This is a genomic window from Enterococcus sp. DIV0703 (assembly GCF_051711065.1).
In the GTDB taxonomy this organism is placed as follows: domain Bacteria; phylum Bacillota; class Bacilli; order Lactobacillales; family Enterococcaceae; genus Enterococcus_B; species Enterococcus_B hirae.
On sequence record NZ_JBIOLX010000001.1, the window covers coordinates 2558168 to 2574512 of the forward strand.

General features: G+C 38.1%; 15 protein-coding genes. All 15 read right to left on the minus strand.

Features of this window, described 5'->3' with window-relative positions:
• Positions 1-304 precede the first annotated feature (304 nt).
• The 15 genes from IGK81_RS11715 to IGK81_RS11785 all read right to left on the minus strand — a co-directional run bounded on the left by IGK81_RS11715 (position 305) and on the right by IGK81_RS11785 (position 16341).
• Complete coding sequence (locus IGK81_RS11715; RefSeq protein WP_010720960.1) at positions 305-1021, minus strand: MIP/aquaporin family protein; 717 nt, start codon at positions 1019-1021, stop codon at positions 305-307.
• Positions 1022-2845, minus strand: coding sequence for a type 1 glycerol-3-phosphate oxidase (gene glpO, locus IGK81_RS11720; RefSeq protein WP_010737029.1), 1824 nt, complete (start codon positions 2843-2845; stop codon positions 1022-1024).
• A 14-nt stretch (positions 2846-2859) separates the two neighbouring features.
• Complete coding sequence (gene glpK, locus IGK81_RS11725) at positions 2860-4356, minus strand: glycerol kinase GlpK (RefSeq protein WP_010720962.1); 1497 nt, start codon at positions 4354-4356, stop codon at positions 2860-2862.
• Between the two features lie 112 nt (positions 4357-4468).
• Positions 4469-5929 (minus strand): helix-turn-helix domain-containing protein, encoded by a 1461-nt coding sequence (locus tag IGK81_RS11730; RefSeq protein WP_034700450.1) that lies wholly within the window; start codon positions 5927-5929, stop codon positions 4469-4471.
• Entirely contained in the window at positions 5919-7214 is a 1296-nt protein-coding gene (locus tag IGK81_RS11735; protein ID WP_034700452.1) for an FAD-dependent oxidoreductase, read from the minus strand. Before IGK81_RS11735 ends, IGK81_RS11730 begins: the two co-directional genes overlap by 11 nt.
• A gap of 223 nt (positions 7215-7437) precedes the next feature.
• Positions 7438-8031: a hypothetical protein gene (locus IGK81_RS11740; protein ID WP_034700454.1), complete on the minus strand. Its 594-nt coding sequence runs from the start codon at positions 8029-8031 to the stop codon at positions 7438-7440.
• 320 nt (positions 8032-8351) lie between these two features.
• Positions 8352-9161 (minus strand): hypothetical protein, encoded by an 810-nt coding sequence (locus IGK81_RS11745; RefSeq protein ID WP_034700456.1) that lies wholly within the window; start codon positions 9159-9161, stop codon positions 8352-8354.
• Positions 9162-9327: 166 nt separating this feature from the next.
• On the minus strand, positions 9328-10149 hold the full coding sequence (locus tag IGK81_RS11750; protein WP_034700457.1) for a hypothetical protein: 822 nt from the start codon (positions 10147-10149) through the stop codon (positions 9328-9330).
• Between the two features lie 345 nt (positions 10150-10494).
• Complete coding sequence (locus IGK81_RS11755) at positions 10495-11172, minus strand: type 1 glutamine amidotransferase domain-containing protein (protein ID WP_034700458.1); 678 nt, start codon at positions 11170-11172, stop codon at positions 10495-10497.
• A gap of 35 nt (positions 11173-11207) precedes the next feature.
• Positions 11208-12314, minus strand: coding sequence for an NADH-dependent flavin oxidoreductase (locus tag IGK81_RS11760; RefSeq protein WP_034700459.1), 1107 nt, complete (start codon positions 12312-12314; stop codon positions 11208-11210).
• A gap of 79 nt (positions 12315-12393) precedes the next feature.
• The gene (locus tag IGK81_RS11765) at positions 12394-12828 is read right to left on the minus strand and encodes a MarR family winged helix-turn-helix transcriptional regulator (RefSeq protein WP_010720971.1); all 435 of its coding nucleotides are present in this window, start codon (positions 12826-12828) and stop codon (positions 12394-12396) included.
• 403 nt (positions 12829-13231) lie between these two features.
• The gene (locus IGK81_RS11770; RefSeq protein WP_034700460.1) at positions 13232-13669 is read right to left on the minus strand and encodes a hypothetical protein; all 438 of its coding nucleotides are present in this window, start codon (positions 13667-13669) and stop codon (positions 13232-13234) included.
• Positions 13670-13672: 3 nt separating this feature from the next.
• Positions 13673-14089: a DUF3021 family protein gene (locus tag IGK81_RS11775; protein WP_010737020.1), complete on the minus strand. Its 417-nt coding sequence runs from the start codon at positions 14087-14089 to the stop codon at positions 13673-13675.
• A 98-nt stretch (positions 14090-14187) separates the two neighbouring features.
• The gene (locus IGK81_RS11780) at positions 14188-14652 is read right to left on the minus strand and encodes a LytTR family DNA-binding domain-containing protein (RefSeq protein ID WP_014834434.1); all 465 of its coding nucleotides are present in this window, start codon (positions 14650-14652) and stop codon (positions 14188-14190) included.
• A 63-nt stretch (positions 14653-14715) separates the two neighbouring features.
• On the minus strand, positions 14716-16341 hold the full coding sequence (locus IGK81_RS11785; RefSeq protein ID WP_034700462.1) for a glycoside hydrolase family 13 protein: 1626 nt from the start codon (positions 16339-16341) through the stop codon (positions 14716-14718).
• Positions 16342-16345: the final 4 nt, after the last annotated feature.

Sequence of the window (16345 nt, forward strand, 5' to 3'; positions counted from 1 at the left end):
TCATCAAAATACCTCATTCATCTAGGTTTTATTTATTTTCAAATTCACTATAGCAAGTTTAGCTGTCACTGTCAATCAATAACGAAAGCCCTTTATTTCACTCTGGTTAGTTCAATCAAGACCCATGAACAAATCTAAAAAAATTTTCTGGTTGTCAGCAAAGCACCCCGTTGATTTTGCGATCTTCAATAACCCATTTTTTAAAGCGCTGCTCTTTGTCAAGTGCTAAAAAACGGTAAAATAGAAGACCTATTTTACCGTTTTCTATATTATTTATTAAGGAATAACACAATTTATCGCTTTTTTATACCATCAACATGTACATGCCCACAGCCACGACAGCTCCGACCATTGGCGCTACTACTGGTATCCATGAATAGCCCCAGTCTGAGTTTCCTTTGTTTGCAATTGGCAGAATCGCATGGGTCAGACGTGGACCTAGGTCACGAGCTGGGTTGATCGCATAGCCAGTTGGTCCACCTAGGGAAAGACCGATTGCTAAGATCAAACCTCCGACAGCAAAGACATTCGTACCATCGGCAAATGAGTTTTGTCCAAACGCTAATAATCCTAGTACTAAAACGAAGGTACCGATCAACTCGGTGATAAAGTTCGCTGGATAATTTCGAATGGCAGGACCTGTCGCAAATGTACCTAAAATTGCGCCTTGGTCTTTCGTCACACTCCAATGTGGTAAATACGTCAACCAAACTAAAACAGCACCGACGATCGCACCTAACATTTGCGCAATAATAAACGGAATCACTAGGTTCCAGCCAATTGCACCGGTCATCGCCATCGCTAAAGATACGGCTGGATTCAAATGAGCAGGTCCCATAAATCCGGAAATATAGACAGCCATTGTAACGGCTAGTCCCCAACCAAAAGCAATCACGATCCAACCAGAAGCTTGGGCTTTACTCTTGTTCAAGTTAACCGCAGCACATACCCCATCACCAAGTAAAACTAAAATCATCGTACCAATAAATTCTCCCATGATCTGCGTCATTTCTGCACTCATCTATTTTTCCCCCTTCAATTCACGTAGATCCGACTCTGCGATCAATTCTTCTAAATGAGCTTCTTGACGCTTCTTCTCTTCTGCTGACCAAGCGAAGTAAGACGCAATGGCATCAATGATCGGCTGTTTGATTGCATCAAGTTGATCACGTTCAAACAACAAGTGATTCGTGCGGCGAATCAAGTAGTCGCCTGGTGCTAAAACCATTTCTTCTTCTAACCCATAACGTAAACGAGCAGATTCAGCTAAACTTAGTCCTTCATACGGTGTCATTTCTTTTGCCAAAGCAAAAATCTTTTTCGCATTGGTTCCATAAAAATCTGCAATGTATTTTGCATCAGCTTCTGCTAAACCAGATTCAACTCCGATTTTTGTCAATTCTTCCACAGTTTCTTCCAGTTTCGTTGGATCAAAATCTCCACCGGAAACGGGATAATGTTTCGAATCGATTTCTTTTACTGACATCCGGTAGTCATCTTTCAACAACTGGCGGATTAATTTTAGTGCGCCCTCTGCCATCTTACGGTAGTCTGTGATCTTCCCACCTGATAGTGTCACCAAACCATCCGATTCACGTTCTAATGAGCTACCTCGAGAAATCGAAGAAGGGGCTTTTTCATCACGGCTGTTTTCTAAATGATTCAATACATCCTCTACTTCTAACCGAGAAGCCTTGTTTTCTTTATATTCAGTAACCGTATCAACGACTTTACTAAAGCTTTTATCTGAAATAGAGCCGTTGTCGCCACCATTATAGTCAGAACCAGAATTACCGATCAATAATGGTCGTAACCCTGCCCAACTTGATTCGATGTCTGCGAGGGTGATGTTTGCATCTGGGTAACGATGATTAATGACATCTAATAAATAGTCCACATCTTCTTGCGTTACTTTTGGATCCGTATAGTCCCCTTGATAGTCCGTATCTGTCGTTCCAAAATACGTTTTATTTTCTCGTGGAATGGCAAAAACCATTCGGCCATCTTGTTTGCCCGTGTCAAAATATGTTGGTTGTGGAACAGGCAGTTTTTTAGCATCTACGACTAAATGAACACCTTTGGTTGGTCGCATCTTAGGTGATACTGCACGTTTGAAATTCAAGTTACGGATTTTATCGACCCATGGACCACTTGTGTTGATCACTATTTTTGCGTGGATTTCCACGACTTGATCCGTTAGCAGATCACGTGCTTTGACACCCACGATTTGATCTCCTTCATATAAAAAGCCAATCGCTTTCATTTTACTTACTAGATAAGCACCATCTTCTGCTGCTTTTTTGATGTTATCGATCACTAAACGTGAATCATTGTTCCGAAAATCTAGGTAAACACCAGCGCCCTTTAACCCTTCTTTTTTCAAAAATGGTTCTCGTTCTAACACTTCTTCTGGCGTCAACGTATAGTTTTCATATTTTGTTCCAGTCACATTTGCCAATTTATCGTAGAGATCCATTGCCACTTTGACTGAAAACATATTAAATGTCGTTGCACCCTCATCTTCATAGATCGGTAGTAACATTGGATCAGGTTTTGGAATGTGCGGTGCAATGCCTTGGACCACCGCTCGTTCGCCTACAGTATCTGCTACAACTTCGACGTCAAAAGTTTTAAGATAACGAATCCCTCCGTGTACTAATTTTGTGGAGCGTGAAGAAGTACCTTCTGCAAAGTCTTGCATTTCGATTAGCCCCGTTTTGATTCCTGATGCTGCGGCTTGAAGCGCCACACCAGCCCCTGTGATACCGCCACCAATAATCAGCAGATCCAACTTTTCGTGTTGCATTTTTTCAATACTTTCTTGTCTTGTTCCTCTTGAAAACATGACATTCCCTCCCTTTACTCAAATGCTTGTGTTGCTACTACCGCTTTTTTCCAACCGCCATATAATTTTTCTCTACGCTCTTCAGGCATCTCTACTTCAAACATCTTGCCCGCTTCATAAAATTCTCTGATTTCATCTGTATCTTTCCAAAAACCAACCGCTAAACCAGCTAGAAATGCCGCACCTAATGCCGTAGTTTCCAGATTTTCTGCTCGTTGGATCGGAATATTTAAAATATCTGTCTGAAATTGCATCAAATACTCATTATTCGCTGCGCCACCATCGACCTTCAAGACTGGTATTTTGATCCCTGTGTCTTCTTGCATCGTATCAATGATATCTCTTACTTGGTATGCAATCGATTGTAAGGTTGCTTTGATAATGTCTTCTTTGGTCGTCCCACGTGTCAATCCAAACATCGAACCTCTCGCAGCTTGATCCCAATAAGGTGCCCCTAACCCAACAAATGCTGGCACAACATAGACTTCATCCTCACTTGTGGAACGTTTTGCTGCCTCTTCGGAATCACTTGCTTTTTGTAACATTTGCAACCCATCTCGCAACCATTGGATGGAAGAACCGGCTACGAAAATGCTCCCTTCCAGTGCATAGTAAACCTTGCCATTGATTCCATAACCAATCGTCGTTAATAGATTGTTCTTGGATAGTTGTGGTTCTTCCCCAGTATTCATGACGATAAATGATCCTGTACCATACGTATTTTTGACCATTCCAGGTTCAAAAGCCATTTGTCCAAACAAAGCAGCTTGCTGGTCACCAGCCATTCCAGAAATCGGCACTTCACTTCCATAGAAATGATACCCTTGTGTATAACCATAAATTTCCGAATTAGAAGTCGGTTTTGGCAGCATTGCTCGAGGAATGTTCAAGAGATCAAGGATTTCCTGATCCCAATCAAGATCGTGAATATTAAACAACATCGTCCGACTTGCATTGGAATAATCCGTCACATGTGCTTGACCGTCTGTTAATTTCCATACCAGCCATGAATCGATCGTACCAAAAAGCAATTCGCCTTTTTCAGCACGTTCTTGCGCTCCCTCTACATGGTCAAGAATCCAACGTATTTTTGTAGCAGAAAAATAGGCATCAATCACTAAACCTGTTTTTTTATGGAAAAAGTCTTGGTAGCCTTCCTTTTTTAAATTATCAGCAATTGATGCGGATTGACGAGATTGCCAGACCACAGCATGATAAATCGGACGTCCAGTATCTTTTTCCCAGATCACCGTCGTTTCACGTTGGTTAGTGATCCCGATGCCTGCAATTTGATTCGGTTTGATCCCAGATTCAATGAATGCCCCTGCAATGACCGACTGTACGGAGTTCCAGATTTCATTCGCATCATGTTCCACCCAGCTCTCTTTAGGAAAATATTGCGTGAATTCTTTTTGTGAACTACCGATATGTCTACCTTTTTTGTCATAAATAATTGCTCGTGAACTTGTCGTTCCTTGGTCAATCGCCATGATGTATGTTGATTCTGTCATTCTGATCTCCTCCATTATCTGCAAACGCTTTCTAAATTTATCTTTATCTTACACCGTTTCATTTTTTAGAAACTGCCAAAAAAACATTTATTTTCTGTTTTTTTGACAGTTTTTAATTTTTTGCTTTTTTTTCTTCTTCGATTTTTTGCTTTAACCTTGCGATATCATAGCTTGAAGCAAACTCTGATAAATAATAATAATTTTGATGAGGATCTTCTTGATTAAATGTGATCACTAAATCATACTTTTTCCCTGGTTGTCGATTTTCAATCTCAATCCCACTGATTCCTTTTAGCTCTCTTAACAAAAATTGTTGAAATGCCACTCGATAAATCGGTAATGTTTCAATATCGATTCCGATAGTGACCGATTTCGCAATATAAAAATCGATCATCATAAGAATATTGGCATACTGAATCATGAGATAACTTAAAGCAGCTTCTTCACCTTGTTTAGCAGGTAGTTGTGTCAGCGTTGTTTCTTTCAATCGTTCGAGTAATTGACTAAGGGAGCGGCCTAACATCTTTTTCTGTTGTTGCAAGAGATGTTCTGGCTCATAGATCATCATGACTCCTCGAAAAAAATAAAACTCATTATCGATTTGAGCTAATTGATAACCAACTGCTTTTTCTTCCTTGATCTTCAACTTTCGTGGACGATAGTGCCACAACATCGTTTCTCTAATGTACGTATCTAATACAGCTGTTGGTAATTTTTTGCTTCGGGTTAAATCATATTGATAAAAATGTTCTTCTGATAACACAGCAAACGAGACAAAAAAACTGTAAAACATTAAAGGCTCATAGCCACTGATCTCAGCAGCTGTCCGACTTAAATAAAGCGAAATGACCGGATCAAGTGCTTGATACAAACGATCCTTTTGGTAAAGTATTTTCTTTTCTTTCAATGTAGCAAACGTCGTTTTTTCACTCAATAGCCGTTTACGAGTGATCCCCAGCCAGCAGGCGATTTTACTAGCTGACTCTTGAGAGAATGTCGTTTCTAAGGCTCGTTCCAACCCTAAAATAAGTGGCGCTTTATCAGGCGTCTGTTGTAAGAAAAGGGGACGTTGTGATTCAGAGATAAATTGGAATAACACATAGTAGAAATAACGAACTTGCAATTCCTCGCCATAGAGTTGGCCATTTTTGATTTGTAGAGAAAATTCTTGCAGTAACTGATTCAATTCTTTGATCTTACGAAAGACAGAAGATTCACTGATATTAAAAGCTGTCGCTAGACGAACGATCGATGCTTGGTGATGTTCTAATAAATAAACAAGCAGATTAAATTTCAAGCTTTGTTGAACTAAGAATAGAATGATTTTTTCTAAGCTGACATCTTCAGCCAACTCTAATGTAACTTGAAATTCATTTCTTTTGATTGCTACTTTCTTCCCCATCATCCTACCGATCATTGGGATTTCTGCTATATATTGATCAAATGATGTTTTAGAAAGATTGACTTGTTCCCTTAATTGATTCGTGCCTACAGTTCCACCATGCAACACCATTTCCCTAAGAATCAACACTTGCAACTGCTCTTTTTTCTCTAATAATTGTTCAATCTTCATCGAGCGTATCAACCACCTTTATCAATTGAAGCGGCAACCGATATTCTGGCTGGAAGAATAACTCCCGTTCGAATAATTTCTCTAACGTCCAGCCTTCCTCGATAGCGAGAGTGAATCGATCCAATAAATCGAATATCTCCTCTCGACTTCGCAACTGCGCACCAAGTAATTGTCCCTTTTTATTGCACATCACTTTGATTTTCGCCGTTTCACTATTGGTCGCAGCTAAGCGGGCAAGCAAATATGTTTTACGGACAGTCTGCGGATAAAAAATACTTTCTTCTTCCGTTAGCCCAACACTTCCCAGAAAATAACCAAACCAATGATTTCCAATTGCCCGGTAGGTTCCAGGATCCTTCGTGCGTTTGCCACTAATCGTTTGACTCACCACTTGTGCCGTACGTAGCGCATTGTTGACCAAAGAGACATAAATTTTTTCTTGGGTCGGTTGGAACGTCACTTGGATCGCATCACCGATCGCATAAATATCCTTCGCTGACGTTTGCAAATACTCATCGACCCAAATCGTACCATCTTCATTTAGCTTCAACTGATCTTGCCAGAGATGATGATCCGGACGCGTGTGATTCGCTAGCAGAACTAAATCATAGCTTTCTGTTTTTTGATCCGTCACTACGACCACTTGCTCGTTTTCTTCGAGCGTTTGCACTTGTTCATTCAAAAACAATTGGATATGCCGTTGTATTAACTCATGCGTTAACGGTTCAACCATTTCGGGGTCGAAATAACGGAACAACAATGTTGGTCGGCTTTCATAGAGATGGATTTCTTTTTGCTGATGATATAACCCTTCTGCTATTTCTAGTCCTACTTGTCCCGCACCAATTACAGCAATCTTTTGTGCCTTCGCAAGGCTTTGTTCCAAAGATTCTTTTAAGTGGATATCTTTAACAGAACGGATCTGCGTACTTTTGTTTCCATTTTTGAATTGCTGACTCGAACCCGTTGCAATCACCAATGTATCAAAAGTAAGCTGTCGCCCATTTTGGATAAACACAGTCTTCGTGGCTATTTCAAGTGAAACGACTTCCGTGCGTACTTGAACATCAATTGCGTATAGCGCTTGCAATTCTTCCTTAGTCAACCAATAAAGTTGTTCTTTACTTGTGAGTTGCTTTTTTAACAGTAAATTGAGTCCACTCGGTATAAACCCAATCTTGTCTTGTTTTTCCAAAAGTATGATTTCACTGTCAGGACAACTTTTTCGCAAAGAAATTGCTGCATAGATCCCCGCAAAAGAACCACCAATGATCACGATCCTCATCCATTTCCCTCTTTTCCAATAGCCTATTTGAAGAGTATCATGTAACCGTTAATGTTTCAAAAAATGTACTCAAAAACGAAGCAAATCTTCGATCACAAGAACAGCCGTGGTGTTAGATCAAGTAGGCAACTTTTGCAGAATAAAAAAATAAGTTCGATTTTGACAATAAAAATCAAAATCGAACTTATCTTCTTTTTGAGAAAGAACTATCGTCCCAGTCTCATTAATCTATTATTAACGAAGCATCAATTACAATAAACTTTTTGTACTCTACATCATAGATTGTCCATAAATATGCTCCAAGTCCTTCTCGCCCCCCATTATAATATTGGGTAAATTCATTATTCCAAAGATAGATTTCCAACCTTTTTTTTTCTGGAAAAAGTTGCTGGTTTATTTCAATAAAATCTTCCTTTTTCCCATATAAATTTTGAGGATTATCCATAAACGCATGTACATATGTTCCTTTTTCTTCAAAAAATTCTTCGACAGATATTTTTTTGCTATTCATTAACTCTGGATTTACTTGGATAGGATAACCTTTGATTTCATCAAATGAACGCAAATTAGTGTAAATAATCTTTTCCTCTCTTGTTTCCTGATACTTCTTTTCATATTCCCTACTAGTAAACTTTCCATCTTTTGTTTTAATCGCCCAAATTCTAAGCGCCCACAGTCTATTTTTGTAATTAAGAAAAGCTAATGCAGCTTCTTGATGGCTTATTATCTTTTGATAATTCTCTTCATAAAAAAAAGCATAATTCATAGCAAAACCTTTTTTTCTGAAATTCCATGTTTCTTCTTCTAATAATTCCATTTCATCACTCTCCTATACTTCCCCATACTATTTTCCTTTAATTCCATCATAAAACCTTTTTAATTATAAAATTATTTAAAACTACTTTTTCACAAAAAAAGGAAGAACGAACTTCGAAAAAATCATAAGTATTACATTGTCACTGCTTTTCCAGATCTAAAAAGATATAAAAAAGAAACAAATACTTTGCTCTATGAATAATAGTGTCGTATGGAATAATCGAACGGAAAACAAGGATCTGATTTTGTGGTTTTTCCCTTAAAGAAAAGAGAGCCAAGGAAGTTCTACCCTTGACTCTCCTTTTTAAACATTTTTATCATCTACGGGATAAACAATTCAATATCAATGACCGTAAATCGTTTTTGCTTTTTATCATAGATCGACCATAGATACGCTCCATCATCTCTTCTACCTTCATTATAATAATTGGTAAAATCAGTATGCCATTGATAAATGACTAACTCACTTCGATCAGGAAACAAGAGTTGATTGACTCGTTGGAAATCTTCGATTGTTCGATGGGTCTGGAGATAACTACAAAAAGCAATTTGGTATTCCCCACCCTTGGCAAAAAAAGTTGTAGAACTGATTTCATCAGCTTTCATCATTTCGGGATTGACCCGTATGGGAAAGCCGTCATAAGTATCGAACGAGGTTTCTTCCATATAAGTAAGCGTTACTTCTTCAGTTCGCTCGTAGAGTTGTGGAAATCTGATCAATAATGCTTCACGCTCTTTTCTAAGCTCTTTTATCATTTGGTAACGCTCTTGTTTGCGTTCTTCATAATCAATTTGTAGCTTTTTGAGATCTACTTTTCGTCCGACGGCTTGAAGATATTTGATCTCTCCTTTTATTTGGGCATCTACACCAGCTTCTATTTTTGCCTCGACTTCTGGAGTTAGTGTGACCTCAACTTTTGGCACTTCGGCAAATTTTTGAGTTAATCCAGGCACAAATTTTGGTGTCCAGATACACCATGCCCGATTAGCATATGTAAGAAATGCCAGTACTGCTTCACGATGACTTTCATATCCTCGATACTTTTCCTCAGTAAAAAAAGCACAATTGACCGGCTCAATTAGATATTCATTACATTCATAATAGAACGTTTCTTTTTCTAGCAATTCCATTTTTCCACTCTCCTCTACTTAGCTACGCCTCACTTTATTTTATCATGAAGCCGACTGAAGTAAGACAACTACCATAAACCTACTTTTTCATAAAAAGAGAAAGAATTGAACACCAAATAGCTAGGAAGTTTTTCCCTTAACTCCTTTCTTAAACACTTTTTATCACTTATGGAATAATTAGGGCAATATCAATCACTGTAAATCGTTTCCTTTTTTTGTCATAGATCGACCATAGATACGCTCCATCCTCTCTTCTGGGTTCATTATACAAATTGGTAAAATCCGTATGCCATTGATAAATGACCAACTCACTTCGATCTGGGAAAAGTAATTGATTGACCCGTTGGAAATCTTCGATTGTTCGATGGGTCTGGAGATAACTACAAAAAGCAATTTGGTATTCCCCACCCTTGGCAAAAAAAGTGGTGGAACTGATTTCATCAGCTTTCATCATTTCGGGATTGACCCGTATGGGAAAGCCGTCATAAGTATCAAACGAGGTTTCTTCCATATAAGTAAGCGTTACTTCTTCAGTTCGCTCGTAGAGTTGTGGAAATCTGATCAATAATGCTTCACGCTCTTTTCTAAGCTCTTTTATCATTTGGTAACGCTCTTGTTTGCGTTCTTCATGATCAATTTGTAGCTTTTTGAGATCTACTTTTCGTCCGACGGCTTGAAGATATTTGATCTCTCCTTGTATATCTCCTTTTATTTGGGCATCTACCTCAGCTTCTATTTTTGCTTCGACTTCTGGGGTTAGTGTGACCTCAACTTTTGGCACTTCGGCAAATTTTTGAGTTAATCCAGGTACAAATTTTGGTGTCCAAATGCACCATACCCGATTAAAATACGTGAGAAAGGCCAGTACTGCTTCTTGATGACTCGTAATCCCTTGGTTATTGTCTTCTTTAAAAAAAGCACAATGGACGGGTTCAATTAAATGATCGTTATACTTATAATAGAACGTTTCTTTTTCTAGCAATTCCATTTCATCATTCCTTTCTTCCTTAGTTACTTTCTATGTATCCGCTTTTATTTTACCATGTTTTTTTACCTCTCATACTCCATAAAAAAATCAATTTTTAGACTTGCGTTGTACATTCTTTTTATTTTTTTATAGAAATAGAAGGCAAAATCTGAAGCGACTCCAAACAGTTAGACTAAAAAATCTAAATTTTGGAGGACGTTTCAGATTCCACCCTCTACTTTATAAAGTTTTCTTCTATTGTTAAATTGGAATGTTTTTTGGCAGACTTACTATAATGCTGTAATAAGAAGGCCTACGTCGGAACTGTTTATTTTCGTTTTTTGCTTAACTTTTTCCCTTAACAACTTATTTCTTCAAAGATTCAACGACTTTGATTCCTAATTGATGCGCAGATTGAGGATTCTGTCCGGTCAACAACTGTCCATCTGCATGTACGACCGCTGTAAAAGCTGGTCCTGCTTGATAGTTTGCTCCTTTTTCTTTCAAGGCATCTTCTGTTAGAAAAGGTACTTTGTCCGTTGTTCCATTCACTGTTTCTTCTTCGTTACTAAAACCAGTGACCGTTTTTCCCGCTAAAATCGGTTGACCAGAAACGTCAACTACAGGAAGTAATCCGACTACACCATGACAAACAGCTGAAACGATTCCGTCATTCTGATAGATCGATGAAGCAATTTTTCCTAGATCCGTTGCTTCAGGAAAGTCCCACATGGTTCCGTGTCCACCGGTATAATAAATCGCACGATACTCGTTTGGGTCGACTTCAGCTGGACTCAAGGTGCTTCCTAACGCTCGGTTACGGAAATCTTCGTCCTGATAATAGTTCCAATCGATTTCATCCATCGCTTCCAGACTCTTCGGCTCCAAAGGAACATACCCACCTTTAGGACTGACAAAATCAGCTGAGATATTATTTTTGACTAAAGCATCATAAAAATGAGTCAGTTCACTCAGCCACAGCCCTGTTGGACGGTCGGTTCCTTTATATCTTTCCACATTCGTTAAGACGATCAATACTTTCATTGTTCTCTCTTCTTTCTTTACTAATAGATCTTCACTTATCTATTAGTATTTGATTGATAACGGATCTGTAAAAAATTATACAATGGATTAGGTAAATAGAGTTCTTGATATGCTTTTGCAAATGGTTTGGTCACAAGTTCTGTATCGCGATTTTCCATTAATTTGACCGCCCATTCGGGATCAACTAATAGTTGCTGACCGACTGCAACAAGTTCTGCATCAGATAAAACGTCTTCAACATCTTGGCGATTACGGACATTCCCTACACCCACTAATGGTATTTTTCCTTGCACTGTTTCATGGAGATAGTGAAGCATCGATTGCTCATTGTATTGTTCAGAACGAGCAACACGATCATACGTACTTAATGAAACATGAAGGTAATCCAATTTTGTTTCACGTAATTTTTCCATTAACCATATGGTATCTTCAAAACGGATACCAGGCGTTTCAAATTCTTCTGGTGAAAAGCGATAACCTACGATAAAAGGCTTTGTTGCGTATGTTTCGACAGCTTGAAACACACTTTTCACTACTTCATCAATAAAGCGATAGCGATTTTCTAAGCTTCCGCCCCATTGATCTTCACGACGATTAGAATGTGGCGAAAAGAATTGTTGGATCAAATACGTATTAGCACCGTGTAATTCTACACCATCAAATCCAGCTTCGATCGCTCTTCTAGTTGCTTCACCAAAAGCCTTGATTGTTTCTAAGATTTCGTCTTCTGACAAGGCACGTGGTGTTTCCGCATTAGGTCGTTCTGCAGGGATTGCGCTAGCCGAAACAGTTTGTTCGCCTGATAACGTTGCTCGACTCGTCATACGTCCGCCATGGAAGATTTGTACGATCGCTTTTGCCCCATTTTCTTTGATTGCCTTTGCCAAGTCACTGAGCCTAGGTATCATTTCATCATGCGCTATGCTAAGTTCACCGGGCCAGCCTTTTCCTATATCTTGCACATTCGCAGCCCCTGTAATAACAGCGCCTAGTCCCTTCGAACGTTCTTGGTAATACGTGATCTCATCTTCCGTAATCACACCATTATAAAAACTTAACTGGGTGGTCATAGGTGCCATCATCAAACGGTTAGGTAATGTCACACCAGAAGGAAAAGTGATTGTTTCGTTAAAATTTGCCATGGTGATTCCTCCATTCAGTTCTCTTCGTTTATTAAAACACATAATTAGTTGCGCATACAACTAACGAGATTAAAAAAATTTATTTTTTTTGTAGTTTTTCCGTGGCTGAATTGATTGCTTTAGATAAACATTCACTTTCTACAGATCCTAGAATCTCTTGATATGCATGATGTAGTTCTTCCCAACTACTATCGATTTCTTTTACAAATTCCCGTCCTTGATCCGTCAGATAAACTAATGACAAGCGTCCATCACTGACTGTTTTGATATAGCCTTTGTATTCCAATTTTTCGACAAAACGAGCAATCGTTGAAGGTGCAGAACAAAGTAATTGGGCGATATCCTTTTGTGGTAACCCATCTTTTTCTTTTAAAATCAATAAAATAAACCCATATGTCGGTGTCAAACCCGTTTTCTTAAATGCTTCATCTGCCATTTTATTCAACAGGCGATCTAATTTTTTCACACTAAAAAACAGACAATCATTTAACGCTTGTTCAATCGGTTTTCCCATGTTTTCTCCCCCTAATATCCGCGTAACATATCATAGTATGATTTTTGTTATTTGTCAAAAAAGGCTGTAGTAACAAGGGAAAACAAGAGCATGTAAAATTCCTAGAAAGAATAATATAACCTGTTTTAGGGGATATAAAAACGCAGAAACAAGATTCAAGCACCTTCAAACAATGAGCTGCACCAAAAATTTGAAATAAGATAAGTAGAGAACAGATACGGCAAAAAATTGTCTTGGTATTTCTTATCATTTTTGAAGTCTTCTTACTTTCTTGATGTTTCATACTGTTATCTTTTCACATGCTCTCCTTATTGAAGAGAGGTCTTATTCCATTCATAAAAGAATGATTCAAAAAAATTGTCACTAGGTACCGCCGAATAAGAAAAAAATGCGACTGATTGGTTTATACTTTTTTCAGATAAACTACTTTGGCACCTAATAATGAGACACCGATATGCAAAGTTTCAGCAACTGCAGGTACGCTTTCACCAAAAGGCAATACGCTGACACGATTGATAATGATCCCTATGATAAATACAAGGACGGTCAGCCAAGTTCCCTTTTTTACCCATTGCTGGTCACTTTGTCTTTGATAGATTTTTACAGTTTGGGCACGTAACCCGCCAAAGATGAATCCCAGCAAAACAGACAAAACAATAAGAATAAGTGTATGGTTAGTCTTAATGATTTCTTGCCAGTTGCTTATGATTAAATAAAGTCCAACTAATACAATGATGATTTCACTTTTCATCGTGTCTTTGATTGCTCTTTCTTTAAGTAATCTCTGTAAAAAAAAGAGAATCAATACTAACACAATGAGATAATTTTGTAGATGTTCCACGTTTTATTCTTCTTTCTTTCCTGAAATTCCTGAATGCCGTGTATTGATTATTTGGATTCGTTTATTTAACAATCGGGCTCGTAAAAAGTTCCTGATGATCAAACAAAGCCACACAATGAAATAGATACTCACAAAGGTTAGCGTGTACCTCTCAAGATGAACAGAAACTCTTCCATTCAACAGCACCAACAAGAAATAACTAAAGGCATACGTACTAATAAAATGCAGCAGTATAATCTGAAGATAATTAAGCTTCTCAATTCGCTCGATCAGCGATACTACGCCAATAAAAGCCGAGAGAAAGAAGACAAAAAGAATCTCATTTCTCGTGATCTCATGGGTTTGTGAAACTAATTTGAACAGCAAGAAAGCAAAGCTTCCAATACCAATACTTCTCATCATACGTTGTATCAATTTCATCAGGCTCTCCTTTTCATCTTACCAGCTATCAGGTACATTTATTCTACAAGGTTTCCTTATTGAAGCTAGTTTGATTGTCATTTCTTGCATTTTTCTTGTCACTTGTTGCGAAAAGTCTGATCGATTTTTTCTTTTAATGCTTTGGAAAAATAACGGCTAACGAGTAACTCTTCTGTATTTTGTAATGTGACATAGAGATTTCCATTTAAAAGCGACGAATTGATTTCTTTAACCATATAGATATTTAAAATAGTCGTTTTCGATATTTGGATAAATGGTTCTGGGAGTTCTTTCATTAACTGAGCTAGTGTCAATCTTCGCTCATACACTTCATTTTCCGTATAAAAGAAACATTTGCGATCAAGGTATTCGATATAAAAAATCGAGAATAAATCTAAATAGACATCTCTTTCTTTTTTATAGTCTCTCACTAAAATAGTTTCCACTTTGTATTTCTCTAAAATATCAGCAATCGAAGTTAAAAATGGTACCTTTTCATGAACTTGAAAAAGTACCATTTCCTCTTGTTTTTTTGGAATCAAATCAAACAATACTTTCATCATGGTCCTCACACTTGTCTAAATTTCTTTTATCATACTCTTTTTTGAGGTGTTCGGACAAGTCATTTATTTGCTCATCTTCAAAACAAAAGCTTCATAAGGACGTAAATTCAGTTTGCCAGTTGGTATCTGTTTTTGTGGATAGTTTGAAATGACCAGTGTCATCGCTTGATCAGCCAATGTGTATGGCTGTTTTTTTTCAGACATATTGCAAACGACTAACCATTGTTCATTATTCAACGTCCGATAATAGGCAAATACGTCATCGGGCGTATCTGTTACCAACTGGTAATCTCCCCAGACGATGAGTTCATTGTTTTTCCGTAACTCGATCAATTGCTTATACGTATAAAAAATAGAATCTTTCTTTGCTAAGGCTGTTTTCACATTGATCGTTTGGTAGTTTGGATTGACGTGTAGCCAAGGAGTTCCTGTGGTAAATCCAGCATATTCACTATTATCCCATTGCATCGGTGTACGCGCATTGTCACGCCCTTTTGCATTGATCGAACACAAGATTTCTTCCGGAGTAAATCCTAAAGTTAACCGTTCATGATACATGTTGATCGTTTCAATATCTTGCGCTTCAGAAATATCCTTGATCGGGTAGTTTGTCATCCCGATTTCTTCTCCTTGATAAATATAAGGTGTCCCTTTCATCATATGAAGCAAAATCGCAAACATTTTGCCACTTTCTTCTCGATAATCTTGATCATTCCCCCAACGTGAGATGATCCTTGGCAAATCATGGTTATTCCAAAATAGACTGTTCCATCCTTCATTCCCTAAAGAAGTTTGCCATTTTGATAATACCTGTTTCAACTCAGGAATACTTAATGGTTTTAAATCCCATTTGTCTTTTCCTGCCTGTTGATCCAAACCGACATGTTCAAATTGAAAGATCATCGATAGTTCATTTCTCTTGGGATCAGAATAAAGCTTCGCAATGTCCGTGGTTGCTCCCCAAGTTTCGCCCACTGTCATCAGATCTTTGTTTCCAAAAGTAGCTTGATTCATCTCTTGTAAATAGTCATGAAGCTTGGGACCATTACTTGTTATTTCTTGATCGGGTAACTTCCCAATCGTATCGATCACGTCCATTCGGAAACCACCGATTCCCTTGTCGATCCAAAAGTTCATCATCTGATAGATCTCTTGACGTAAATGGGGATTTTCCCAGTTTAAATCTGGTTGCTTTTTACTATAAAGATGTAAATAATACTGACTAGTTGTTTCATCAAACTGCCAAGCGGAGCCACTGAATATCGACCGTAATTGATTAGGCTCATTTCCATTGATTGGGTCACGCCAAATGTAATAATCCCGATACGGATTTTTCTTACTTTGACGAGCTTCGATAAACCAAGCATGTTCATCTGATGTGTGGTTGACGACGAGATCCATAATGATTTTTATTTCACGTTTCTTTGCTTCTGCAATCAGTTCCTCCATATCAGCCATCGTGCCAAATTCGGCCATGATTGCTTGATAATCACTGATATCGTAACCATTATCGTCGTTAGGAGATTCATATACGGGAGATAACCATATCGTATCGATCCCTAAATAATGCAGATAATCTAATCGAGCGATCACTCCTTGTAAATCCCCGACTCCATCCCCATTCGTATCTTGAAAACTACGAGGATATACTTGATAGACAACTGATTGATGCCACCATTTTTTCTCCATACTT

Bases quoted from the DNA above. Each gene is read 5' to 3' on its own strand.
- glpK (WP_010720962.1), bottom strand. From the start codon at position 4,356: ATGACAGAATCAACATACATCATGGCGATTGACCAAGGAACGACAAGT.
- IGK81_RS11775 (WP_010737020.1), bottom strand. From the start codon at position 14,089: ATGAAATTGATACAACGTATGATGAGAAGTATTGGTATTGGAAGCTTT.
- IGK81_RS11755 (WP_034700458.1), bottom strand. From the start codon at position 11,172: ATGAAAGTATTGATCGTCTTAACGAATGTGGAAAGATATAAAGGAACC.
- IGK81_RS11785 (WP_034700462.1), bottom strand. From the start codon at position 16,341: ATGGAGAAAAAATGGTGGCATCAATCAGTTGTCTATCAAGTATATCCT.
- IGK81_RS11730 (WP_034700450.1), bottom strand. From the start codon at position 5,929: ATGAAGATTGAACAATTATTAGAGAAAAAAGAGCAGTTGCAAGTGTTG.
- IGK81_RS11760 (WP_034700459.1), bottom strand. From the start codon at position 12,314: ATGGCAAATTTTAACGAAACAATCACTTTTCCTTCTGGTGTGACATTA.
- IGK81_RS11745 (WP_034700456.1), bottom strand. From the start codon at position 9,161: ATGGAATTGCTAGAAAAAGAAACGTTCTATTATGAATGTAATGAATAT.
- IGK81_RS11780 (WP_014834434.1), bottom strand. From the start codon at position 14,652: ATGATGAAAGTATTGTTTGATTTGATTCCAAAAAAACAAGAGGAAATG.
- IGK81_RS11765 (WP_010720971.1), bottom strand. From the start codon at position 12,828: ATGGGAAAACCGATTGAACAAGCGTTAAATGATTGTCTGTTTTTTAGT.
- IGK81_RS11735 (WP_034700452.1), bottom strand. From the start codon at position 7,214: ATGAGGATCGTGATCATTGGTGGTTCTTTTGCGGGGATCTATGCAGCA.
- IGK81_RS11750 (WP_034700457.1), bottom strand. From the start codon at position 10,149: ATGGAATTGCTAGAAAAAGAAACGTTCTATTATAAGTATAACGATCAT.
- glpO (WP_010737029.1), bottom strand. From the start codon at position 2,845: ATGTTTTCAAGAGGAACAAGACAAGAAAGTATTGAAAAAATGCAACAC.
- IGK81_RS11715 (WP_010720960.1), bottom strand. From the start codon at position 1,021: ATGAGTGCAGAAATGACGCAGATCATGGGAGAATTTATTGGTACGATG.
- IGK81_RS11740 (WP_034700454.1), bottom strand. From the start codon at position 8,031: ATGGAATTATTAGAAGAAGAAACATGGAATTTCAGAAAAAAAGGTTTT.